Annotated in this window: 18 protein-coding genes and 1 pseudogene; 12 read left to right on the forward strand and 7 right to left on the reverse strand. The window is 49.9% G+C overall.

Annotation, left to right across the window (positions count from 1 at the left end; translation table 11 throughout):
- Positions 1–555: 555 nt before the first annotated feature.
- Together dcm and H6A28_RS06770 are read right to left on the reverse strand one after the other, a co-directional pair.
- Entirely contained in the window at positions 556–2289 is a 1734-nt protein-coding gene (gene dcm, locus H6A28_RS06765; protein WP_204479460.1) for a DNA (cytosine-5-)-methyltransferase, read from the reverse strand.
- Positions 2276–3694: a Sau3AI family type II restriction endonuclease gene (locus H6A28_RS06770; RefSeq protein WP_204476776.1), complete on the reverse strand. Its 1419-nt coding sequence runs from the start codon at positions 3692–3694 to the stop codon at positions 2276–2278. Before H6A28_RS06770 ends, dcm begins: the two co-directional genes overlap by 14 nt.
- Positions 3695–4104: 410 nt before the next feature.
- On the opposite strand from H6A28_RS06770, the gene H6A28_RS06775 reads away from it, so the two are divergent.
- On the forward strand, positions 4105–4614 hold the full coding sequence (locus H6A28_RS06775; protein ID WP_204476778.1) for a very short patch repair endonuclease: 510 nt from the start codon (positions 4105–4107) through the stop codon (positions 4612–4614).
- 92 nt (positions 4615–4706) lie between these two features.
- On the opposite strand, the pseudogene H6A28_RS15385 reads toward H6A28_RS06775, so the two are convergent.
- Positions 4707–4861 (reverse strand): annotated as a pseudogene (locus tag H6A28_RS15385) (IS982 family transposase); the annotation flags it as partial.
- Between H6A28_RS15385 and H6A28_RS15130 the strand changes: the two are divergent.
- The 5 genes from H6A28_RS15130 (at position 4849) to H6A28_RS06800 (ending at position 10464) form a co-directional block, all read left to right on the forward strand.
- Positions 4849–5232 (forward strand): DUF1016 N-terminal domain-containing protein, encoded by a 384-nt coding sequence (locus H6A28_RS15130; RefSeq protein WP_430641269.1) that lies wholly within the window; start codon positions 4849–4851, stop codon positions 5230–5232. The pseudogene H6A28_RS15385 and the gene H6A28_RS15130 overlap by 13 nt on opposite strands.
- Before the next feature lie 291 nt (positions 5233–5523).
- Positions 5524–6840, forward strand: a complete 1317-nt coding sequence (locus tag H6A28_RS06785) for a DEAD/DEAH box helicase (protein WP_204479462.1) — start codon at positions 5524–5526, stop codon at positions 6838–6840.
- Positions 6841–7093: 253 nt separating this feature from the next.
- Entirely contained in the window at positions 7094–8164 is a 1071-nt protein-coding gene (serC, locus tag H6A28_RS06790; RefSeq protein WP_204476784.1) for a 3-phosphoserine/phosphohydroxythreonine transaminase, read from the forward strand.
- 74 nt (positions 8165–8238) lie between these two features.
- The gene (locus tag H6A28_RS06795; protein ID WP_204479464.1) at positions 8239–9162 is read left to right on the forward strand and encodes an NAD(P)-dependent oxidoreductase; all 924 of its coding nucleotides are present in this window, start codon (positions 8239–8241) and stop codon (positions 9160–9162) included.
- Positions 9163–9216: 54 nt separating this feature from the next.
- Positions 9217–10464: a DUF1015 domain-containing protein gene (locus tag H6A28_RS06800; protein ID WP_204479465.1), complete on the forward strand. Its 1248-nt coding sequence runs from the start codon at positions 9217–9219 to the stop codon at positions 10462–10464.
- A 369-nt stretch (positions 10465–10833) separates the two neighbouring features.
- Here the strand turns inward: H6A28_RS06800 and H6A28_RS06805 are convergent, their stop codons facing one another.
- Positions 10834–12330: an arylsulfatase gene (locus H6A28_RS06805; protein WP_239465298.1), complete on the reverse strand. Its 1497-nt coding sequence runs from the start codon at positions 12328–12330 to the stop codon at positions 10834–10836.
- Positions 12331–12465: 135 nt separating this feature from the next.
- Here H6A28_RS06805 and H6A28_RS06810 point away from each other — a divergent pair, with 135 nt between their 5' ends.
- From H6A28_RS06810 to H6A28_RS06820, 3 genes are all read left to right on the forward strand, one after another.
- Positions 12466–13068 (forward strand): IMPACT family protein, encoded by a 603-nt coding sequence (locus tag H6A28_RS06810; RefSeq protein WP_204479469.1) that lies wholly within the window; start codon positions 12466–12468, stop codon positions 13066–13068.
- A gap of 212 nt (positions 13069–13280) precedes the next feature.
- A complete protein-coding gene (locus H6A28_RS06815; protein ID WP_204476805.1) occupies positions 13281–14315 on the forward strand; it encodes a L,D-transpeptidase in 1035 nt (344 codons plus the stop codon).
- A gap of 86 nt (positions 14316–14401) precedes the next feature.
- Positions 14402–15127, forward strand: coding sequence for a murein L,D-transpeptidase catalytic domain family protein (locus H6A28_RS06820; protein ID WP_204476807.1), 726 nt, complete (start codon positions 14402–14404; stop codon positions 15125–15127).
- On the opposite strand, the gene H6A28_RS06825 is transcribed toward H6A28_RS06820, so the two are convergent.
- The gene (locus tag H6A28_RS06825) at positions 15111–15719 is read right to left on the reverse strand and encodes a LolA family protein (RefSeq protein ID WP_204479471.1); all 609 of its coding nucleotides are present in this window, start codon (positions 15717–15719) and stop codon (positions 15111–15113) included. The two genes, H6A28_RS06820 and H6A28_RS06825, sit on opposite strands and share 17 nt — an antisense overlap.
- A 39-nt stretch (positions 15720–15758) precedes the next feature.
- Positions 15759–18359, reverse strand: coding sequence for an FtsK/SpoIIIE family DNA translocase (locus tag H6A28_RS06830; RefSeq protein ID WP_204479478.1), 2601 nt, complete (start codon positions 18357–18359; stop codon positions 15759–15761).
- A gap of 94 nt (positions 18360–18453) precedes the next feature.
- Between H6A28_RS06830 and H6A28_RS06835 the strand changes: the two genes are divergently transcribed.
- Genes H6A28_RS06835 through H6A28_RS06845 form a run of 3 tightly spaced genes read left to right on the forward strand, consistent with a single transcriptional unit; the run spans position 18454 to position 20939 of the window.
- On the forward strand, positions 18454–19071 hold the full coding sequence (locus H6A28_RS06835; protein ID WP_204476817.1) for a DUF5063 domain-containing protein: 618 nt from the start codon (positions 18454–18456) through the stop codon (positions 19069–19071).
- A 21-nt stretch (positions 19072–19092) separates the two neighbouring features.
- Positions 19093–19734 carry a 3'-5' exonuclease gene (locus H6A28_RS06840; protein WP_204479479.1) on the forward strand — a complete coding sequence of 214 codons (642 nt, stop codon included), beginning with the start codon at positions 19093–19095 and terminating at the stop codon, positions 19732–19734.
- A 17-nt stretch (positions 19735–19751) separates the two neighbouring features.
- Positions 19752–20939, forward strand: coding sequence for a class I SAM-dependent rRNA methyltransferase (locus tag H6A28_RS06845; protein WP_204476821.1), 1188 nt, complete (start codon positions 19752–19754; stop codon positions 20937–20939).
- Between the two features lie 202 nt (positions 20940–21141).
- Here the strand turns inward: H6A28_RS06845 and H6A28_RS06850 are convergent, their stop codons facing one another.
- Positions 21142–22551 (reverse strand): undecaprenyl-phosphate glucose phosphotransferase, encoded by a 1410-nt coding sequence (locus H6A28_RS06850; RefSeq protein ID WP_204476827.1) that lies wholly within the window; start codon positions 22549–22551, stop codon positions 21142–21144.
- Positions 22552–22612: the final 61 nt, after the last annotated feature.

Raw genomic sequence — 22612 nt, forward strand, 5'->3', positions numbered from 1 at the left:
GAAAACGGGCTTGCGTTTGGAGTCAAATGTACTTGCATTTTAGGTGAAACGTCCTTGTGTTTGGGGGTAAACGTTTCGGCGTTTGAGATGAAATGTACTTGCGTTTTTGGGATGTATGGTTTTTGAGGGGAATTTGAGGGGGGGTAGTGGATTTAGATGGTTGTTTGGGTGGGTTTGTTTTCTAGTTGGTTGAATTTGGTGGATTGTTTTGGGATGTCTTTTTGAGGGGTTTGCTTTGGGATTTTTTGGGTGGTTGTGTTGGGCTTGCTTTTTTTACTTGCTTTTAGTGTGGGTGTTTATACTATTATGTTTCTTTTTGGAATTTGGTAAGTGGTTCTGCTTGCGGATTTTGAGCGGATGGGCGGCGGGGCGAGAAAATAATGTGGTTTTGGAGAGGGAGTGGGGGAGGTGACATTTTGGTAGAATTTACATCTTAGTAGATAGTGAGGGGGAAGATATGACGAAAGTTTTCTATGGAAGTATTTCCGAGTATATTAAAAATCCTCATCAGCATGCTTTTTGATATGCAGATGAGGATTGAATATTTTGTTTGAATCAGTTATCCTTGTCGATAATCCGGCCAAGGAATGTATCCGTATATGTGTGATTGATGTTTAGACGAATAGGATGATAGTCGGGTAGACTTTCTAAAAATTCCAGTTCGAAGACTAATCTTGGATCTTTGTCGTTGCTTTCAGGGTGGATTTCTGCTTTGGTCCCAATTCTTGCAATACGGATCAGATACAAGTCTTTAACCCCTTTCCCTTTTATGTAAGGCATGAAATAGTACAACTTGTTCAATGCAATGGTAGAAGGGAATGATTTCGTCTTACCGGTATAATATATTTTTGTCGGTTCTTCATTCAAGAAATAATCTTGATTGTCTTCCTTGACAAATCCTATCAACAAACGTTTGTTCCTGTCGAGCACATAATTCTTTTTAGGCTTATTGAGAATCAGTTGTTCTTTTTCAAAAGCAAACAGGTCTAAATCCAATGTCGGGCGTGATTCGCGTAAAGTATGTATCGGTCGTGAGGATACAGGTGCTTCATCATACATGAAACGGTATAAACTCTTCCCAATCAGTTCGACGATTCCGCAAACCAATGCATTTCCCATGAGGAAGGCTCTGCGTCCGTCTGATACTTCCGGATGATAAGTGTGATTGTCCGGAAACATGTTGAGCCGTTCTAATTCTATGGGAATCAGTCGGCGGTATCTTCCGGAGGGGGTCAGCACCACATGTTTGAAACGAGAAGGAGCGTTTCCGCCCTCTCCTGTTATCATGGTTCTTGAAGGTTTGTCAAGTGGGTCGGGAAAAGCCATTCCACCTTCTGAGAAAGTATATTTGAACCCTTCTTTAGAAACGCGGTCTATTTTTTTTGCTCCTTTCTCATAAATCCATTTGGGCAAATCTTTTTCAGAAATGAAGAACTCCTCTGGAATAAAGCTTTCGTTCACAAGAATATCACCTAGGGTTTGATTCGTCCCTGTATAAACAGGTGAGGCATCCACAGAAAAAACCTGACGATGCGTCATCATGCCTGCGTTTCCAAACGGGCTTGCCTTTCCTTCTTTGTTGAAGTTATCTGAAACTTCTTTTATGGAACCTTCTATTTCAAAATCCGAGATTCCCGACTTTTGTTCAAAGGGGAAAGCCTGTGCCATTACTCCGTCGTACAGAACCCAGTCTTTCATTTTTTGGATGCGGTTGGCTATTGGAGAATTCTCAAGATAGCCTACAATGTAGATTCTTCTTCTTCTTTGTGGCATCCCGTAGTCGGCAGCATTTATGACTCGCCATTCTACAATATAGCCTAAGTCGGCTAATGAGGCTAGAATAATGGCAAAGTCGCGTCCACGCTGGGAGGCTGGAGAGTTCAATAGGCGGTCAACGTTCTCAAAAAATATATAATTGGGTTTTGCATCTCCCTTTTCTTGCAAGATGCGGTAGATTTGCCACCATAGCACTCCCTTTTTACCTTCAATACCTCCCGAGCGGCTGAGTGAAGCGGCCACAGAGTAGTCTTGACAAGGAAATCCACCGACCAGCAGGTCATGGTCTGGAATTTCAGCTGTTTTTACAAGATTAATGTCCTGGTTTGAATGTCCTTTTTTCCCAAACCGGGCCTGATATACTAAAGAGGCATCTTGATGTTTGGTAGAAGGTTCCCATTGGTTGTTCCAGATTGTTTCGTAAGCGTCGGACGCTCCTTCCAGGCCGATACGGAATCCACCTACACCAGCGAATAGTTCTACTACACGAATTATATGATTATTTTGAGCCATTGTTGTTTACTATTTGTTTTACGTAATCATTATTAAACCAGTAACAGAACTTTTTAGCCCACTTTCCGCTGGGAGTTGGAGCTAAATCTGTTGATCTTTGAGCTTTTGGACGTACATGGAATTTTTTCTTGTCCTGTCCTTTCCACCAATATTCCTCAGATATATGGTCTTCCAATATGTTCTTTTTTATGTGCATCCAGTATGTCTCTGCCCATTCCAGATCCTCTGGAGGCATTGTCCAGAAGAATACATTGTCTAGTATATAATCTCCTTTATTGGCTGTCTGTTCTTTAAATATTACAAACATGAAACGGCTTGAAAACAATTCATACAGCCGGGATTCATACCAGTTGTCACATTCCGCGACTTCCATGTAGTCAATGTTTTCAAAAGACATCGCTTCTTTTATATTTCCGTTATGTTGGACACGTATTGTCTTCATTGTCAATCCAGCCTTCATGAACTCTTCAGAACGGTTGACATTGGCACATTTCCCGGTTGCGGCGATAGCATTGGCTATTATCGCAAATTTGTTTTTGGGATTATTGGAAATGTCTATTTTTTTTCCTTTGGCGATTACCTGGTAGTTTTTGCCAAGGTAAGGTTTGAACCGGTTTAATATGATTTCTTCAAAATTATGTTTGTCAAGCTCCCTTTCTGAAACAATTTGTCCGGTAGGAAACTTGAAATTGGAAACCGCCTTTTTACCGCTATCCGTTACATATTGCAGGATAGTCCGCATATAAGACATCTTCAAGCTGAAAGCCCTGCGGGGTGCTCCTTCTTCTGAAAAAGGCTGTTTCATCAGGCTGTCGCCTTTTTGGCCTTTCCTGCATGCACCGAGGTACATAGTGTCTCCTTCTGAAAGTAAATGGGCTTTGCCACATTTGATTTTTTCCAGTATGGTTTCGTAGTCATGCTTGATGATAAGCAAGTCTTTCTCAGGAAGCTTCCAAAGAACGGAGAAAATAAATTTCAGATCGAGGTTGTCACAATTTTTCTTGTATAAATAAAAGAGCAGCAACATCAACTGACACTTCAGATAAAAGTGTGATTGTTCAAAATCTTCCTTTACGACCTCGCAGTAATTTATCATATTACACACCAAGCGTTCCTTGATGAGGTAAGTGTCGTTTTTACCCAATTTGAGGGGAGTACATTTTAATTCCATACCGGCAGACGAGAAATCTGCTTCCGGATTGTTGTTGGTTTCCAGAAGAAAATAAAGGTTCTCCACCATCTGGCCGATGCTGCCTTTTCCTTTCTTTGGTGAATAGTTCTCTTTGACGAATTCGCGCAAACTTCTGCCTAGCAATCCTTTGCTGTATTCAAATATACTGATGGCGGAAGTCTTGTCGTATGATAAGTTATTTATAGGGTTTGCTATTTTATTTGTTTGGTCCATTTTGGGTCTTTTATTTGATATATTTCTCCGAATATTTTCATGTATGGAGAAAATTATTTTAATTTTTTTCTTCAGCCTCTTAATCGGTTGTTTAAGGCTTTGATTCGTTCTTAATTAAAATTCAATTAATATCTTCCGTCTTCATATTGGTGTGCAAAATAAATAAAATGGGGGCAAATAAAAGAGGAATTTCTTAAGTTTGTTTCTGAAGAATTCTGAATTTGATCAGACGGTTTTGTCTGGTAATGTCAGATAAATATAGCATTGTTTATACGCTAGAACCTGTGGCAGATTAGTTTAGGAGTATAAATTCTTAAGGAATCGATTCTTTGTATGCTAAATCTCTGTATCTTTATCCTGAATTTAGGTAGTATGGCTACGACGTTTTAATTTGAAGACAAGATTGGCGTATGGACAAACTGACGAAGGAACAACGGCACCGTTGCATGTCGGCAATACGTGGCAAGAACACGAAACCTGAGATAGTGGTGCGTAAGTTCTTGTTTGGACGGGGTTTCCGTTACCGGCTGAACCATCCGCGTCTGCCTGGACATCCGGATATTGTGCTTCGTAAGTATCGTACGGTCATTTTTGTCAACGGCTGCTTCTGGCATGGACATGATAATTGCAAATATTATCGCCTACCTAAAACGAATGTGGATTTCTGGCGGAAGAAAGTGGAACGGAACAAGAAGCGTGATGTGGAGGAACAGCGTCAGCTGGCCGCAATGGGATGGCATTGCATTACAATCTGGGAATGTCAGTTAAAACCGAAGTTTTGTGCGCAGACACTTGAATCATTAGCTTTTACATTAAATCATATTTTCCTGGAAGACCGCAAAATCAAAACTTATAACACATCGGAAGATGAGGATATGCCGATGGCTGCTGAACCTGAGGTGGAATATACGAATGGTTGAGATTGTCTTTCAAGATAAAGAATACTATTTATCGGTTGGAAAGAGATAATAGGTTTCGATGTAGAATCTTGTATGAAGTTCTCACTACCATCAATGATTTCAGAAGACATATTGAAAGTAACCACTTTTCTAACTCAGAAAATTGGGGAACGTTCCCAAATCAAGGTCTATTTCTTTGTTCGTAGACCAAATTCCCAACTAACTGCTTGCAGATATCGAGATATTTTGCGAATATTGTATATAAGGATTGAGGAACTCAGCCCGAGGTACAAGCATAGCCAGATAAAGGCAGCAACCCATGTGAACAGTGAAATGCTGCAATTTTACTGGTCGTTGGGAAAGGATATTGTTGCACTTCATGCGGAGAGCCGATGGGGCGAAAAGTTCCTTGTAAACTTGAGTTCGGATTTGCGTGTTAAACTTCCGGGGGTAAAGGGACTTTCGGAAACGAGTATTGAATACGCTAAGAGATTTTATCTTCTTTATAATATAATAAGTATTTTACAATTCACCCTCAACTTGGGGGTGAATTACAGGATAGCGCTATTTCAGAATATGAACTGTCCAAGCTCTATCCGGCAGACTTTAAGGGTACATTGCCAAGCATCGAAGAGATAGAAAATGAATTAAAATAGCCTCACGAGCGGATTAGTTTCCTATCTCAATCACCGAAGAGACAGGAAGCTGCTTTGTTCCGTTTCTTCTCCCACAAGAGAGACAAGAGCAGAGCGGAAACTCATCGTCAAGATGTGAAAGAAAGGGGGGTATCCGAAAGCTATCTTTTAGAATCCCTTGGAGAAGGTGGATGAGATAACAACAATAGAAATGTCGGTTTAAATGACGGTATAAATGTCGGTATAATACAAATTTCCGTATCTTTGCTAACTAACCCACAAAACCTCAAGAATTATGGACATACAAACAATACTATCCAACCTGAAGATTGACCAGTTGAACGCCATGCAGGAGGCCGCCATCGACGCCTGGAAAGACGGCAGCGGCCTGATCCTGCTTTCGCCCACCGGTTCCGGAAAGACACTGGCTTACCTGTTGCCGCTGGTGAGCTCGCTGAAGCAGGGAGTGGAAGGCGTACAGGCCGTGGTGCTGGTACCTTCGCGTGAACTGGCTTTGCAGATTGAGCAGGTGTTCAAGGCCATGGGAACCGGTTTCCCGGTGATGAGCTGCTACGGCGGACGTCCGGCCATGGAGGAACACCGCACCATGAAGGGCATCTCGCCGGCCGTGATTATCGGTACGCCGGGACGTATGAACGACCACCTGAACAAGGAGAATTTCGAGGCCGGTACGGTGCGTACGCTGGTCATCGACGAGTTCGACAAGTGTCTGGAGTTCGGCTTCCAGGACGAGATGGCCGAGGTCATCGGAAAGTTGCCTTCGTTGCGTCGCCGCTTCCTGTTGTCGGCCACCGATGCGGAGGAGATTCCGCGCTTCACGGGGATGAACCGCACGCAGAAGCTGGACTTCCTGAATTCGGAGGAGACGGTATCACAGCGGTTGAGGCTTTATCGGGTGACCTCACCGGAGAAGGATAAGCTGGAAACGCTCTACAAGCTGCTGTGTACGCTGGGCAACGAATCGACGCTGGTGTTCTGCAACCACCGGGAGAGTGTGGACCGGGTAGGGAAGTACCTGCACTCCATGAAGGTGTATTGCGAGACGTTTCACGGCGGCATGGAGCAGGACGACCGCGAACGGGCGTTGTATAAGTTCCGTAACGGGAGCTGCCACATCTTCGTATCGACTGACCTGGCGGCCCGGGGACTGGATATTCCGGACATCCGCAATGTGGTGCATTATCACTTGCCGGTGGCCGAGGACGGGTTCATCCATCGCAACGGACGTACGGCGCGCTGGGAGGCGGATGGAAATGCCTTCCTCATTCTGCATGCCGAGGAACGTATCTCCGACTATGTGCCGCAGCCGCTCGAGGAGTTCGTGTTGCCTGAAAAAACACCGCAGCCTGCCTTGCCGGAATTTGTCACCTTATATATAGGAAAGGGCAAGAAGGATAAAATCAACAAGATTGACATCGTGGGCTTCCTCTCCAAAAAAGGCGGACTGGGCCGGGAGGACGTGGGTCGTGTGGACGTGAAAGACCACTATGCGTTTGCGGCTATTTCGCGGAAAAAGGCCAAACAAACGTTAAAACTTATACAAAATGAAAAGATTAAGGGGATAAAAACTTTGATAGAACTGGCAAAATAATAACTTTGTGTCACATCAGCCCTCCGGCGGTGAGGGCTGCTTCGCATTTTGCTATGTCGCGCGAGTGTCCTCCCTGCCATGGCTTTCCATTCTCATGTCAATATGTTATCAAAACGACCTTTACTTGCATAATTTGAAAGTTAAAATCCGATAAGTGTGTAAAATTATCACGAATTCTTTTGGAAGTCTCAAAATAATCACTAAATTCGCAAGTGTTACCTAAAAATGAATGTTTAACCAAAACAAACTTCCAATGAAGAAACATAATTTTAATGCGGGACCGTCTATTTTGCCTCGCGAAGTGATCGAAAAAACAGCTCAGGCTATTCTTGATTTTAATGGTTCAGGACTTTCGTTGATGGAAATCAGTCACCGCGCGAAAGACTTCCAGCCGGTGGTAGACGAAGCGGTTGCGCTGTTCAAGGAACTGCTGCATATTCCGGAAGGATACTCGGTACTGTTCCTGGGTGGAGGTGCAAGCTTGGAGTTCTGTATGGTTCCCTATAATTTCCTGGAAAAGAAAGCGGCTTACCTGAACACGGGTACATGGGCAAAGAAGGCCATGAAAGAAGCCAAGGCTTTCGGCGAGACGATTGAGGTGGCTTCTTCCGAAAAGGATGGCTACACGTATATCCCGAAGAATTACGAAGTGCCGGCGGATGCGGATTATTTCCATATCACGACGAACAATACAATCTATGGTACGGAATTGCATGCCGACCTGGATGTGAATGTGCCGATGGTGGCCGATATGTCGTCGGATATCTTCTCTCGTCCGGTGGATGTGTCCAAGTATATCTGTATCTACGGAGGTGCGCAGAAGAATCTGGCGCCTGCGGGTGTGACTTTCGTCATCGTAAAGAACGATGCGCTGGGCAAGGTGTCCCGTCATATCCCGACCATGCTGAACTATCAGACACATGTAGACAAAGGTTCTATGTTCAACACGCCGCCGGTAGTGCCTATTTATGCGGCTCTCCAAACATTGCGCTGGCTGAAGGAGCAGGGCGGTGTGGAAGAAATGCAACGCCGTGCCAAACAGCGTGCCGACATGCTGTATGCGGAAATCGACCGCAACAAGTTGTTCCGTGGCACTGTGACCGTGAAGGAAGACCGTTCGTACATGAACATCTGCTTCGTCATGGCGGATGAATACAAGGACTTGGAAGCCGACTTCCTGAAGTTCGCTACCGAAAAAGGTATGGTGGGCATCAAGGGTCACCGTTCGGTAGGTGGCTTCCGTGCTTCTTGCTACAATGCCATGCCGGTAGAAAGTGTGCAGGCACTTATCGACTGCATGCAGGAATTTGAGAAAATGCATTAATTGTTGTTATATCTGAGAATAAGGGCGTGGGAGATACCAAAAACACGTCCTTGTTTTCTTTAAAATCGAATATTATGAAAGTATTGGTTGCGACAGAGAAACCGTTTGCCAAAGTGGCAGTCGACGGTATCCGGAAAGAGATAGAAGGTGCAGGCTATGAATTGGCTTTGCTGGAGAAATATACCGACAAACAGCAGTTGTTCGATGCGGTGAAGGATGCGAATGCGGTGATTATCCGCAGTGACATCATCGACAAGGAGGTACTGGATGCGGCAAAAGAACTGAAAATCGTGGTGCGTGCCGGCGCGGGATACGACAATGTGGACCTGGAAGCGGCTACGGCGCACGGGGTTTGCGTGATGAATACCCCGGGTCAGAACTCGAATGCGGTGGCCGAACTGGCTTTCGGTATGATGGTGATGGCGGTGCGTAATTTCTACGACGGCAAGTCGGGCACGGAGCTGAAGGGCAAGAAGCTGGGTATTCATGCGTATGGTAATGTGGGACGCAATGTGGCCCGTATCGCCAAGGGATTCGGCATGGACATCTATGCGTACGATGCGTATTGCCCGAAGGAAGCGATGGAGGCCGACGGCGTGAAACCGGTGGATTCAGCCGAAGAACTGTATGCCACTTGCAACGTGGTGTCTCTGCACATTCCGGCTACTGCCGAAACCAAGAACTCGATTAATTATGCGCTGGTGAACCGGATGCCGAAAAACGGTCTGCTGGTGAATACGGCCCGCAAGGAGGTCATCAACGAGGCGGAACTGATCAAGCTGATGGAAGACCGTCCGGACTTGAAATATGTGACGGACATCATGCCGGTGGCCAATGAAGAGTTTGCAGCCAAATTCCCGGGACGTTATTTCTCTACGCCGAAGAAGATGGGTGCACAGACGGCTGAGGCGAATATCAATGCCGGCATCGCAGCGGCCCGTCAGATTGTAGGCTTCCTGAAGGATGGTTGTGAGAAATTCCGTGTAAATAAAAAATAAGGCTTTATGCGTTTCGGACGTTAGTATTGTTTTTCAAACGAAATTTCAAGCATTATGGCAATAGTAAAACCATTTAAAGGGATTCGTCCGCCGAAGGAACTGGTGGAGCAGGTGGCTTCCCGTCCTTACGACGTGTTGAACTCGGCGGAAGCGCGCGAAGAGGCGAAAGGCAACGAGAAATCATTGTATCACATCATCAAGCCGGAGATTGACTTCCCGGAAGGTACCGACGAGCACGACCCGCGGGTGTACGACAAGGCGGTGGAGAATTTCCGGATGTTCCAGGAAAAGGGCTGGCTGGTGCAGGACGACAAGCCGTGTTATTATATTTATGCCCAGACCATGAACGGCAAGACGCAGTATGGCCTGGTGGTGGGGGCTTACGTGCCCGACTACATGAACGGAGTAATCAAGAAGCATGAGCTGACGCGACGCGACAAGGAAGAAGACCGCATGAAGCATGTGCGGGTGAACAATGCGAACATCGAACCGGTGTTCTTCGCTTACCCGGAAAGCAAGGTGCTCGATGCGGTGGTGGCGAAATATACGGCGCAGAAGCCGGTGTATGATTTCGTGGCACCGGACGACGGCTTTGGCCATCAGTTCTGGGTGATTGACGACGACAAGGACATCGCCACAATCACGGAGGCATTCAAGGAGATGCCTTCGCTCTACATTGCCGACGGACATCACCGGAGTGCGGCAGCGGCGCTGGTGGGGGCTGAAAAGGCGGCCCAGAATCCGAACCACCGGGGCGACGAGGAATACAATTACTTCATGGCGGTGTGTTTCCCGGCCGAGCAGCTCACCATCATCGATTACAACCGCGTGGTGAAGGACTTGAATGGACTGACGCCGCAGGAGTTCCTGGAGGCGCTGAAGAAGAACTTCGTGGTGGAGGAAAAAGGAACGGACATCTACAAGCCGACGGCCCTGCACAACTTCTCGCTGTACGTGGACGGCAAATGGTACAGCCTGACGGCCAAACCGGGCACGTACGACGACCACGACCCGATTGGGGTGCTCGACGTGACGATCTCCTCGAACCTGATTCTGGACGAGATTCTCGGCATCAAGGACTTGCGTTCGGACAAGCGCATCGATTTCGTGGGCGGTATCCGCGGACTGGGTGAACTGAAGAAACGGGTGGACAGCGGCGAGATGAAGATGGCGCTGGCGCTCTATCCGGTCTCCATGAAGCAGCTGATGGACATTGCCGATACGGGCAACATCATGCCGCCGAAAACCACTTGGTTCGAACCGAAACTGCGTTCGGGATTGGTGATTCACAAACTGGAATGAGATGCATAAGCTGGAGTGGTGAGATGCTCCTTCAGAAAGAAATCAAGGGCTGTAGCCTCGTGAAAGAGGAACAGCCCTGATGATATACGTTATCATTTTTATAAATCCTCTTGTTTTTAGTCTTGTATCTTATGCAGACGGCTAAAACAGGAGGATTTTTTTGCGGATATGCGGGAGAGAATCCGTCGGAAAGGCGATGAAAAAAACGCACTTGCGTTCGGGTTGAAACGTAAGTGCGTTTTGTCTGAAACTCTTTGGCGTTTGGATTGAAACGCAAGTGCGTTTGAGTCGAAACGTCAAGGTGTTTTTTAGGGTCGGGAAAGTGAGCCTCACGTGGTTTTGGGGAGGCTCTTCTTTTTCAAGATAGTCTTATTTCGGCAAGGTCACAGGGAACAGGTCGTTCGGACGGTGTTCGCGCAGGATGACCTGCTTCATCTGGTCTACGAGCTCCGGATGCTGGGCAGCCACGTCGTGGTCTTCGTGGATGTCGTTTGCTAAGTTATAGAGATGAGGCACGCCCTTCTTGACCACCATCTTCCAGTCGCCCATGCGGAGACCAATCTGGTCGGTTTCGTGGAACTCCCAGTAGAGGAAGTCGTGCGATTTCTGGGCTGCGTCATTACCCAACAAGGTGGGGGCGAAGGAGATGCCGTCGAAGCAGTCGTCTTTCAGTTTCTTGTTCAGGTATTTCTTCGGGAAACGCTTGTCGCCCACCAGCTCGCAGAACGTCGGCATAATGTCGTAAAAGGCCAGCTGATGGTCGTTCACGGTACCGGCTTTCACCTTGCCCGGCCAGCGGACGATAAACGGGATGCGGATGCCGCCTTCGTAGCACTGGCGCTTCAGGCCGCGCAGCTTGCCGTCGCGTCCGAAGAATGTCGGGTCGGCTCCGCCTTCTTCGTGAGGACCGTTGTCACTGCTGAAAATCACAATCGTATTCTCGTCGAGACCTTTTTCCCTCAGTTTGGCCAGGATTTCGCCCACGTAAGTATCCAGTCGGTTGATCATGCCGGCAAACTGGGCATGGGTGTGTACGGTGGCGTTGTAGCGCGAACCTTCCTGTCCGCCCCAGGTCTTGTCTTCAAAAAACTTCTGCTTGTATTTCTTCAGAAGAGAATCGTTGGGCTGGGTCAGCTCGGCATGCGGTAGGGTATAAGTGAAGAAGCCGTAGAAGGGCTGGGAAGCGTCCTGCTTGTCGAGCCATTCCATCGCCTTGCGGTGGATGAGGTCGGCCGAGTACTGGGTGCGCTTGAAGTAGTCATCACCGTACATCGGGTAGCGGATGTTGTCTTCCAGGATTATGCGGGTCACGGCCGTATCGCCTGCGGCCCGACTGTAACTGTTCAGGAAGTTCGGGTAGTAGAGGTGAGCCTGAAACTGACACATGTAGCCGAAGTATTCGTCCACGCCGCGTTTGTCGGGAGTGGAGGTCGAGCCTTCGTAGCCGCCTGCCCATTTGCCGAACATGCCAGTGGTATAGCCGTTTTTCTTCATGATTTCCGGCAGGATGATGTGCTGCGGGTCGTACGGTTCCTGTCCCGTCACGGCATATTCCTTGTTCTGTCCGTACCACACTTCGCCGCTCCAGTATTCCTTGTTGCCTCTCACGTGGCCGTGTCCGCTGTGCTGGCCGGTCATCAGACTGGCGCGCGACGGCGCACTCACAGGACTTCCGGCATAGGCCTGGGTGAAGCGCATGCCTTCGCGGGCCATCTGGTCGATGCAGGGAGTCTGGATATAGGGTTGTCCGTAACAGCCTAAATCGCCGTAGCCCATGTCGTCGCAAAGAATAAAGATAATGTTGGGTTTTTCAGAAGTGGGGTTTGCTGCCTGTACTTGAGGAGCTGCCAGAGCCGCCAGCCCCATGCAATACGTCAGTCTTTGTAATTTTTTCATGCAATTAGTTTCTTAAAGGGGTTAATGTTGTGACAAAGATAGTGTTTTCGGGGCAAAAATGAGCGAAAAAACACTAAATTTGCGTCCTGAAAAAGAGAAAAAGCCATGCAAGACGATACCTATAAAACGATTGGAGCGCAAGCCGAGGCCATTTATACCGAGAAGCGCAGTAAGTTTATCGCCATCGCGCTGCCGGTGCGCACCCTGACCGAAGTCAAGTCGCTCCTGGAAGAGTACCAGAAGAAATACTACGACGCCCGCCATGTGTGCTATGCCTACATGCTGGGACCGGAGCGGAAGGATTTCCGGGCGAACGATAACGGGGAGCCTTCGGGAACGGCCGGCAAGCCGATTTTAGGGCAGATCAACTCGCACGAGCTGACCGATGTGCTGGTCATCGTGGTACGTTATTTCGGAGGTATCAAGCTGGGCACGAGCGGACTGATTGTGGCGTATCGTACGGCGGCAGCATTGGCGCTGGAGGAGGCTCCGGTGATGGAGAAGACCGTCGACGAGGAGGTGGCCGTGGCGTTCGAATATCCTTTCATGAACGACATCATGCGCATCGTCAAGGAGGAATCGCCCGAGATACTGGAACAGTCGTACGACATGGACTGTCTGATGCGGCTGCGCATCCGCAAGTCGATGATGGGCAAACTTCGTGCGCGGTTGGAGAAGGTAGAGACCGCCCGTTTCGTGGACGAATGACCGTCTGGATGCGACTTCGCACCCGTCCGTCGATAAGGAGGAAGCTCTGCGCCCGGCGGAAGGAAATCGAAACCATCCGTTTCGTGGACGAGTGAGTTGTGGAATCGTAAGAAAAGCACTTTTTGCTGTGGCTAACGTATTGATTTTTGGCTGTTTTCTGCGTTTTTTTAATAAAATTTATTACCTTTGTTCAAACCTTATAATCTTCCCTTATGAAACGTCTGGTCGGTCTTATCTGCTTGGTGTGTCTCCTTTTCAGTTGCAAGGAGGAAGCAGACCGTGGACTGGAGCCGCAGTCTGCCCAGCCGTCGATGGTGGCGGAAGAAGCTTCGCCCGACAGTGTGGCCACCGTCCTTCCGTTTGAGCGCAAACCGTTGACGAGTGCCGACATTATTCTGGTCAAAGAACTGCTTTTCGATAAATATACCCTGAAGGATGAATATCCGTATCAGGACACGGTGCGGTCGTTCAAGTGGGAGGTGATGCGCAAGTGTCTGGCCTTCATTGAGAATCTGCAATACGAGGCTGCCCGCTGGGCCGTTTTCCAGAACTACAAGAACCGGAATCAGGAAGCGCCGCTGGTGCGGAGCTATGTGCGCAACGTGTACCGCCGCATTGCCGATACGCTGGGCGTGGAACGCTACCAGTCGGTGCCGCTTTACCTGCCCACCGATACGCTGGTGCCAGAGCGCTACGGGCGCGACGGGGCCTTGGTTTCCATGCGGGGCGAGAGCGGAGGATTCTACCGGGTGTCGCCAGTGAGCATCGAAGGAGAATGGCTGGTGCCTCGACGCTATGTCAAGCTGTTGGCCGACAGTACGGCGTTTCATCACGTGGTGGTGGTAGATAGGGGCGACCAGAACATTGCCACGCTGGAACGGCTGGAAGAGGGTACCTGGGCCATCCGCAGCATGAATCCGGCCACTACGGGCATGCATCGTCCGCCGTATGCGCAGGAAACCCCTCTCGGCATGTTTGTGTTGCAGGAGAAGAAGTCGCGTATGGTCTTTCTGAGAGACGGTTCCTCGGCCACCGGAGGCTATGCGCCTTACGCGAGCCGTTTCACCAACGGGGCCTATATCCACGGCGTACCGGTCAACGTGCCGCAGACCGCCATGATTGAATACAGCTGGTCGCTGGGGACCACGCCCCGTTCGCACATGTGTGTGCGGAATGCCACCTCGCATGCCAAATTTATCTACGACTGGGCCCCGACGGAGCGGGCATTGGTCATCGTAATCGAGTGATTTCTATAAAATTAACTCTCTTTCTGGGAAAACGTGACCGAAAAATCCGTACCTTTGCGGCCAAATATTCTTAAGTGGTCACAATCATGCGAAATCCGATATTGAAATTTCTTTTCTCCGCACTTTTCTTGTCTTTCCCTTGCGCGTATTTCACGGCGGAAGGGGAGTCTGTGTCTCCTGAAAACCCGGCAGCTGCGGTGAAGGCGGCCGACGAGGTGACGTCGCTCTACCATGCCATGCAACTGGAGGGAGTGGTCAACTGGAAGGCGTTCAAGCAGGCCGTGACGGGCTACAACCGCATCAAGGGACGGAAACGTGAGGTGCTGACCCTGATTGATTTCTCGAAACCTTCCACGGAAAAACGGCTGTACGTGTTTGACATGAAGCATCGTCGGATGCTCTATTCATCGGTCGTATCGCACGGCAAGAACAGTGGAGGGAATTACGCCACTTCGTTCTCCAACGAATATGGCTCCTATAAAAGTTCCTTAGGTTTCTACCTGACGGCCTCTACCTATCAGGGGAAAAACGGTTATTCGCTGGTGCTCGACGGACTGGAGAAAGGCATCAACGACCGGGCCCGTGAGCGGGCCATCGTAGTACACGGGGCTGCCTATGCCGACCCGTCTGTGGCTAAGCGCGGCGGTCGTCTGGGGCGCAGTTTCGGCTGTCCGGCCCTTCCCACCGCGTTGGCACGTCCCATTATTGATACAATAAAAGGGGGCAGCGTCATGTATATCTATGCCGAAACCCCCTCTTACCTGGCCCAGAGTTCGATTCTGAACGACTCCGATGTTATCGTAAATCAATGATTTCTGCTTGCGGATATTTCTGCTTGTTGAAGCGGAACGTCGCATCCGGCAGGTTCACGCCCGTTTGGTACGACGAAATCTGAAACTCCTGTTTCTCGCCGTTCTGCAGCTGGATGGCAATGTAGACTGGCGAACCGTTTTCCTTCACATTCAGGGTGATGCTCTTCACGTCCTGTGAAGCCTTCGGAGTGAGCACAATCTCCTGTCCGCGTTTTCCCTGGCGGGTCTTGGCCCCCACATAGCGATAGTTGAAACTCTTCTTGTAGGAAGTCAGCAGAGCATACGGATTGATGCTCTGCACTTCCTCCGGGGTAGGGGTGGACACGTTCACCTCTTCGTTCTGTGCCACATAGCTCCACTGCGTCTTGCCGTCGAACCACGTCTGGATACCTCCGCTTTCCAGATAGAACTTATTGCCTTTCAGCAACAGTTTGCCGCGTTGCGTACCTCCGAACGTCAGGCTGATGCCGCCCGCCTGTCGGTAGGTAGCCGCCATCTTATTTAAAATGCTTTCCGCTTTGGCATCCTGCTGAGCTACGGCCTGTAGCAGTGCGGTGCCTAAGAGCAGAACAATCAGAAAAATCTTTTTCATATCCAGTCAGTTTATAGGTTGTACGAATCAGGCAGCCCGTCAGTCTTTCAGGCTACTCATTCTCATTTGCAAGTCATTTTCGTCCAGGCAAAGTACCTCGCGTGCCTTGCTGCCGTTAGCCGGTCCCACGATGCCCGCTTTCTCCAGCTGGTCCATGATACGTCCCGCGCGGTTGTAGCCGATGGAGAACTTACGCTGAATCAGGGAAGTAGACCCCTGCTGGTGATAGATAAGCAGACGGGCCGCTTCTTCGAAGAGCGGGTCGAGGCGGTTCATGTCCACATCGGCCGAACTGCCGCTCGCTTCTGCATTCTCGTCCACGTATTCCGGCAGCATGAAGGCCGTAGGATAACCCTGCTGCTTGCCGATGAAGGCCGCGATGCGTTCCACTTCCGGTGTGTCGACAAAGGCACACTGCACACGCACCGGATCGTTGCCTTGCAGGTAAAGCATATCACCCTTACCAATCAGCTGCTGGGCACCCGGACGGTCGAGGATGGTACGAGAGTCCATCATGGAAGCCACACGGAAGGCCACACGCGCCGGGAAGTTCGCTTTGATGGTACCCGTGATGATGTTCGTGGTCGGACGCTGGGTGGCGATGATGGCATGGATACCCACCGCACGGGCCAGCTGGGCGATACGGCAGATTGGCAGTTCCACTTCCTTTCCGGCCGTCATGATCAAGTCACCGAACTCATCGATGATGATGACAATGTAAGGCAGGAAGTGATGTCCGTTCTCCGGATTCAGCTGTCGGTTGATGAATTTCGCGTTATATTCCTTGATGTTACGGCATCCCGCACTCTGCAGGAGTTTGTAACGGTTGTCCATTTCCACACACAGCGAGTTCAGTGTCTGCACTACCTTGGTCACGTCGGTGATGATGGCGTCGCTTGCATCCGGCAGTTTGGCCAGAAAGTGACGTTCAATCGGCGCATAGATGGCAAATTCCACCTTCTTCGGGTCGATGATGACGAACTTCAGTTCGCTCGGATGCTTCTTGTAGAGCAGGGAAGTCACGATGGCATTCAGACCGACGGACTTACCTTGACCTGTGGCACCGGCCACCAACATATGGGGCGCTTTGGCCAGATCCACCATGAATACCTCGTTGGTGATGGTCTTACCTAATGCTACCGGCAGGTCGTAGGTGGTTTCCTGGAACTTCTTGCTGTTCAGGATAGAACTCATCGGTACAATGTGCGGGTTCGCGTTTGGCACTTCGATACCGATGGTACCTTTGCCCGGAATCGGCGCGATGATACGGATACCCAAGGCCGAAAGGCTCAGGGCGATGTCGTCTTCCAGGTTACGGATTTTGGAGATACGCACGCCTTCCGCCGGGGTGATTTCATACAGTGTGATGGTCGGACCCACACTCGCCTTGATGGAACTGATTTCAATGCCGAAGCTGCGCAGCACCTTGATGATGCGGTTCTTGTTGGCATTCTGTTCCTCCATGTCGATGTCCGGCTCGTTGTTCTGGTACGTGTTCAGCAAGTCGAGGGTAGGGAAGTGATAGAACTCCAGGTCCAGTCGCGGGTTATACGGCTGGGTGATGTCCCCTTTATATTCCTGGTCCTCTTCTTTCGTATCGTTGCTCACCTCAAACGCCGGCTCTTCTGCTTTTTCCTCCTTCCGAACCGGCTCCACCTCAAAAGGGTGATCTTCTGCTTTTTCTTCCGGTTCAATGGGCAGGTCGATGGCTTTGGAAGTTTCTTCCTTCACTGGAGCCGCCGGTGCCTCCTTTGGGGTCTCCTTTGCAGGAGTCGGTTCCGGTTCTGTGATCGTATCCTTTTCTTCTGTCGTTTTTTCTTCTTTTTCCGGTTCTTCTTTATGCTTCCGGCGCGTCCAGCTCTTCCAGAAACTTTCTTTCTTTTCCTTTTTCTCCTCTTCGGTCTGTTCCGCGTCCGTCAGGGGTACTGTAATGGTTTCTGCAGCCACTTCCTCTTGGCGGGATACGTTGTCCGCCTTCGGTGTTTCTGCCTGGGCAGAAGCCCCTTCCGTTTTCAAGGTAGGATGCAAGGCCTTCCGCACTACCCCCATGGTCTGTTGCGTAAGCGCTACCCCGAAGAGAATCGCTACTGCCAGCAGTACCAGAATCAGTCCCGGTGTACCGATTTGCGAGCAGATCCAGCGGCTCACATTGTAGCCGTGCAGTCCGCCCGGATAAATATAGGAGTCCTCCATCAGTCCCCCAAAGGCGAATCCCAAGGTGACGGAGAACCAGATCATCACCGTGGCACAGCCTAAGAACCAGTTGCGGATGCGGAACTGATACGCCTTCATCAGCTTCATGCCCGTCACCACCAGGAAAATGATGATGCAGAAGGCCGAAAATCCAAAACAGTCGTTGATGAGGAACTGTGCAAGCTGCGCCCCTCTGGCCCCCGCATAGTTTTGGATGCGGTTGCCCGTCTCCAGCAGTTCCGAGGGATTAGGATGCGTCAGGATGCTTTGGTCATTCCCTCCCGTAAAGAAGAAAGAAATAAAAGCCAACAGCATGTACACCCCGAAAATGACGCACAGCAGCCCTATGATGAATGAAGTAGTTTCACTTTTTAATGCAGTCCATGTTTTTCCGGCCATGGCTACCGCTTTTTCACTTTTGCTTGTATCGTTTTTTTTTGTTTGCATGGTGATTCATTTAGCTAAACATTCATGCAAATGTACGAATAAAAGTAGAACTGAGAAATTTTTTTTGTACCTTTGCGCTTCAATTAGCGTGAATATGGAAGAAAAGAACTCTCAAGTGATATTCGATAAAAATGCGGTCGAGTTCGTGACAGTGGCCGCCGAGTTTTGTGGATTTATGGAGCGGGTTTCCGACCTGAAACGCCGTGATTTTGTCGACAAGTCCCTGAAACTCTTACCCCTTTTATACCTGAAAGCCTCGTTGCTTCCTGCGTGTGAGCGGATGGACGAGGCCGATCCTGAGACTTTTGTCACCGAAACCGATTACGAAGTGCTTCGCGGGTCGATTGCTTCGCTCTTGGGCGAATACGACGATTACCTTGAAGTCTTCCTCGACGATATGGCTTACAGCGATACCCCCATCCATCAGAACATTTCCGAGAACCTGGCCGACATCTACCAGCCCCTCAAGGATTTTATCTGCGTGTTCCAGTTAGGATTGGAGCAGACCATGAACGATTCGCTGGCCATCTGCCGCGAGCTGTTTGCCGAGTTTTGGGGACAGCGTTTGGTCAATGTGATGCGAGCCTTGCACGATGTGAAATACCGTCAGATGCGTCACGGAGAGCCCGAAGAAGACTCATCTTCCCTCTACGAAGATGATTGTACCGAAGAAGAACTTTATGAAGGCCTGGACATGGGCGAGGAGGAATAACCCTTAAATGTGAGAATGGAAATGGTAGAACTACAGAGCAAAATAGACAAGAAAGAGGTTGCCGAACTGCCCAAAGTGTCCTTCCCGGGTCGCATTTTTGTGATACATACCGAGGCCGATGCCCGTAAGGCCATTGATTACCTGAACACCCACGTGCTGGTGGGCGTGGATACCGAAACCCGTCCCTCGTTCCGGAAAGGTGCCGTCAACAAGGTGGCCCTGCTGCAAGTGTCTACCTACGACACCTGCTTCCTTTTCCGCCTGAACCACTTGGGACTGCCCGATTTCCTCGAAGAGTTCCTGCAGAACGACGTGTTGAAAATCGGTCTCTCGCTGAAGGACGACTTCGCCATGTTGCGTCGCCGCAACCGCAAGGACCCGCGCACCGGCAACTGGGTAGAGTTGCAGGACTATGTCACCGCCTTCGGACTGGAGGAGAAGAGCTTGCAGAAAATCTATGCCCTCCTGTTCCATGAAAAGATATCCAAGAGCCAGCGTCTCTCCAACTGGGAAGCCGATACCCTGACCGAGGCACAGCAGCTGTATGCCGCCACCGACGCCTGGGCCTGTGTACGCATCTACGAGTACTTGGAAGAACTTCGCCGGACCGGAAAATACCGGGTGATACGCCCCGAGGCCCCCGAAAATATTCTCGACGATTAACAACTTAAACCATACAAATGAGCTATAAGAAAGTATTTCTCAAACCCGGAAAGGAAGAATCGCTCAAGCGTTTCCATCCCTGGGTTTTCTCCGGTGCCATTGCCCGCGTGGAAGGAGAGCCGGAAGAAGGTGAGGTGGTCGATGTCTATACCTCCAAGAAAGAGTTCATTGCCTGCGGACATTTCCAGATAGGCAGCATCGCCGTACGTGTGCTGTCGTTCCGCCAGGAGCCCATCGACCATGACTACTGGGTACGCCGTCTGCAGGTGGCCAAGGACCTCCGCTGTGCGTTGGGCCTGATTGGCAATCCCCGCAACAATACCTACCGTCTGGTACACGGTGAAGGCGACAACCTTCCCGGACTCATCATCGACGTATACGACCATACCGCCGTCATGCAGGCACACTCTGCCGGTATGCATCTCGACCGCATGGCCGTAGCCGATGCCCTCGAAGAAGTGATGGGCGATGTCATCCAGCACATCTATTATAAGTCAGAAACTACGCTGCCTTTCAAGGCCGACCTGTTAGCTACCGAAAACGGCTTCCTCAAGGGAGGCAGTCCCGAGAACGTGGCGATGGAAAACGGACTGAAATTCCACGTAGACTGGCTCAAGGGACAGAAAACCGGTTTCTTCGTTGACCAGCGTGAGAACCGTGCCCTGTTGGAGCGCTATGCCAAAGGCCGCAACGTGCTCAACATGTTCTGCTATACCGGCGGCTTCTCGTTCTATGCCATGCGTGGTGGAGCTAATTTAGTACACTCTGTGGACAGTTCCGCCAAAGCCATCGACCTGACCAACGAGAACGTAGCCCTCAATTTCCCCGGCGATACCCGTCACCAGGCGTTTGCGGAAGATGCCTTCAAGTACCTCGACCGCATGGGCGACCAGTACGACCTGATCATCCTCGACCCGCCGGCCTTTGCCAAGCACCGTGATGCCCTCCGCAATGCCCTGCGCGGCTACACCAAGCTCAACGCCAAGGCCTTCGAGAAAATCCGTCCGGGCGGCATCCTCTTCACCTTCTCCTGTTCGCAGGTAGTCAGCAAGCAGGATTTCCGCAATGCCGTGTTCACTGCCGCCGCACAGAGCGGACGCAGCGTGCGCATCCTTCACCAGCTCACGCAGCCCGGCGATCATCCGGTCAATATCTACCATCCCGAAGGCGAATACCTCAAGGGACTGGTACTTTACGTCGAATAACCCTCTTACAGAGAGATTCACCCCTATATCAGAAGCTGTTTCCTGCCGGGAGTGCCGTGCCGGAAACAGCTTTCTTTTTGGGTCTCCGTGAGGTCGGCCGTAATAAGAAATCGCCCTGACCGGTCTGTGGTATTCCGGTCAGGGCGATTTCCTATTTTCTTTTTCCGCTGCGAGCCTTTTATCCGTCAGCCGCAGGGAAGTATCAATATGCATTCTTTTCGCCGTGCAGGGCGTTCGCTACGGTCTTGTAGATGATGAACAGGTCCAGTCCGAAGCTCCAGTGCTCGATGTACCAGATATCGCCTCTCACGCGGCCTTCCATGTCCTTCAGTTCCTTCGTCTCCCCACGATAGCCGGTCACCTGGCTCCAGCCCGTGATACCCGGTTTCACGAAATGCCGTACCATATATTTGTTGATCAGCTTCGAGTACTCCTCCGTATGCTTCAGCATGTGCGGACGCGGTCCCACGATGCTCATATCCCCCTTCAGTACGTTGATGAACTGCGGCAGCTCGTCGATGTTCGTCTTTCGCATGATGTTTCCCCAGCGCGTCTTGCGTGGGTCATCCTTGGTGGCCTGCAAAGTATCCGCCTGTGCATTTACCTTCATGCTGCGGAATTTGTAGCAGTAGAATTCCTTGTCGTTGAGCCCGTTTCGTTTCTGTTTGAAGAACACCGGTCCCGGCATGGTCAGTTTCGTGATAATCGTCACGATGATCAGGATGAACGGGAACAGCGTACACAGGAAAAGCAGTGAGAACACGATGTCGAACGTCCGTTTCAGGATCTGGTTGCTGATCTGGTCCAACGGGTCCTCCCGCAGGCTCAAGTACGGCACACTGCCCAGCATGTTGAAATACATCCTTCTGTGCAGGTACGTACGGATGTTCGGCACGCTATAGAAATGCACCAAGTGGTTTTCGCAATAATCAATGATCGGGCGGATAATGTCGTGCTCTTTCGAAGGCAGACAGCAGAACAGATAATGGTTCCTTCCGTTCTTCTCCAGATAGTTGATGACCTCTGTCGGAGTGCCCAAGTACGGACATTCTTTGGGAAAGTTCGGATTCGGCTGGAAGTCAAAATACCCGTTCACCCGGTAACCCGCCCAGGTCTGGTCCGTCAGTTCGTGATACAGTTCCAGGTTATTGTCCGCACTTCCCACCAGTACCACGTATCGTACGTTCCGGCCTTTCTCACGGTATTTCTTCAGTATCCTGCGCAAGATAATTCGGAAGTTACCGATGCAGAAAAATAAGATGCCTAAATACGACAGGTAGAAATACGACCAGACATCCATGAAGTTTCCTACCTCCAGCACCACTCCCGAGAGGATGGCAAACATCACCATGGTCTTGAATACCCGGGTTACTATCTGGTAGGTATAGATTTTTCGTTTGTAAAGAATAACCCCGATTTGCCGTGACGAAATGAAATAGCAGAGCATTATGGTGAGCAGAACCTGGTAGGGGGGTACATCTAAGATTTTGTGCCATGCCGTGTCTTTCACCAGTTCAAAGAAAAGATAAAAGAGTCCTCCCGCCAGTAAAGTCTCGCAACATGTCACGAAAAAGCTTACCCAGTCGTTGTATGAATCATACTTTGTTTTCATATTGTTTAGTTAGTTTAAGGATGTAGTTTGTAAATTAAGACCATTTTTTCCTTTTTTCCAA

The sequence above is a fragment of the Bacteroides mediterraneensis genome, from assembly GCF_016900355.1.
Lineage (GTDB): Bacteria > Bacteroidota > Bacteroidia > Bacteroidales > Bacteroidaceae > Phocaeicola.

Coding starts and splice junctions, on each gene's coding strand:
- H6A28_RS06805 (WP_239465298.1), bottom strand. CDS start 12,330: ATGGGGCTGGCGGCTCTGGCAGCTCCTCAAGTACAGGCAGCAAACCCC.
- H6A28_RS06825 (WP_204479471.1), bottom strand. CDS start 15,719: ATGAAAAAGATTTTTCTGATTGTTCTGCTCTTAGGCACCGCACTGCTA.
- serC (WP_204476784.1), top strand. CDS start 7,094: ATGAAGAAACATAATTTTAATGCGGGACCGTCTATTTTGCCTCGCGAA.
- H6A28_RS06850 (WP_204476827.1), bottom strand. CDS start 22,551: ATGAAAACAAAGTATGATTCATACAACGACTGGGTAAGCTTTTTCGTG.
- H6A28_RS06800 (WP_204479465.1), top strand. CDS start 9,217: ATGGCAATAGTAAAACCATTTAAAGGGATTCGTCCGCCGAAGGAACTG.
- H6A28_RS06795 (WP_204479464.1), top strand. CDS start 8,239: ATGAAAGTATTGGTTGCGACAGAGAAACCGTTTGCCAAAGTGGCAGTC.
- H6A28_RS06820 (WP_204476807.1), top strand. CDS start 14,402: ATGCGAAATCCGATATTGAAATTTCTTTTCTCCGCACTTTTCTTGTCT.
- H6A28_RS06810 (WP_204479469.1), top strand. CDS start 12,466: ATGCAAGACGATACCTATAAAACGATTGGAGCGCAAGCCGAGGCCATT.
- H6A28_RS06835 (WP_204476817.1), top strand. CDS start 18,454: ATGGAAGAAAAGAACTCTCAAGTGATATTCGATAAAAATGCGGTCGAG.
- H6A28_RS06775 (WP_204476778.1), top strand. CDS start 4,105: ATGGACAAACTGACGAAGGAACAACGGCACCGTTGCATGTCGGCAATA.
- H6A28_RS06840 (WP_204479479.1), top strand. CDS start 19,093: ATGGTAGAACTACAGAGCAAAATAGACAAGAAAGAGGTTGCCGAACTG.
- H6A28_RS06770 (WP_204476776.1), bottom strand. CDS start 3,694: ATGGACCAAACAAATAAAATAGCAAACCCTATAAATAACTTATCATAC.
- dcm (WP_204479460.1), bottom strand. CDS start 2,289: ATGGCTCAAAATAATCATATAATTCGTGTAGTAGAACTATTCGCTGGT.
- H6A28_RS06815 (WP_204476805.1), top strand. CDS start 13,281: ATGAAACGTCTGGTCGGTCTTATCTGCTTGGTGTGTCTCCTTTTCAGT.
- H6A28_RS06785 (WP_204479462.1), top strand. CDS start 5,524: ATGGACATACAAACAATACTATCCAACCTGAAGATTGACCAGTTGAAC.
- H6A28_RS06845 (WP_204476821.1), top strand. CDS start 19,752: ATGAGCTATAAGAAAGTATTTCTCAAACCCGGAAAGGAAGAATCGCTC.
- H6A28_RS06830 (WP_204479478.1), bottom strand. CDS start 18,359: ATGCAAACAAAAAAAAACGATACAAGCAAAAGTGAAAAAGCGGTAGCC.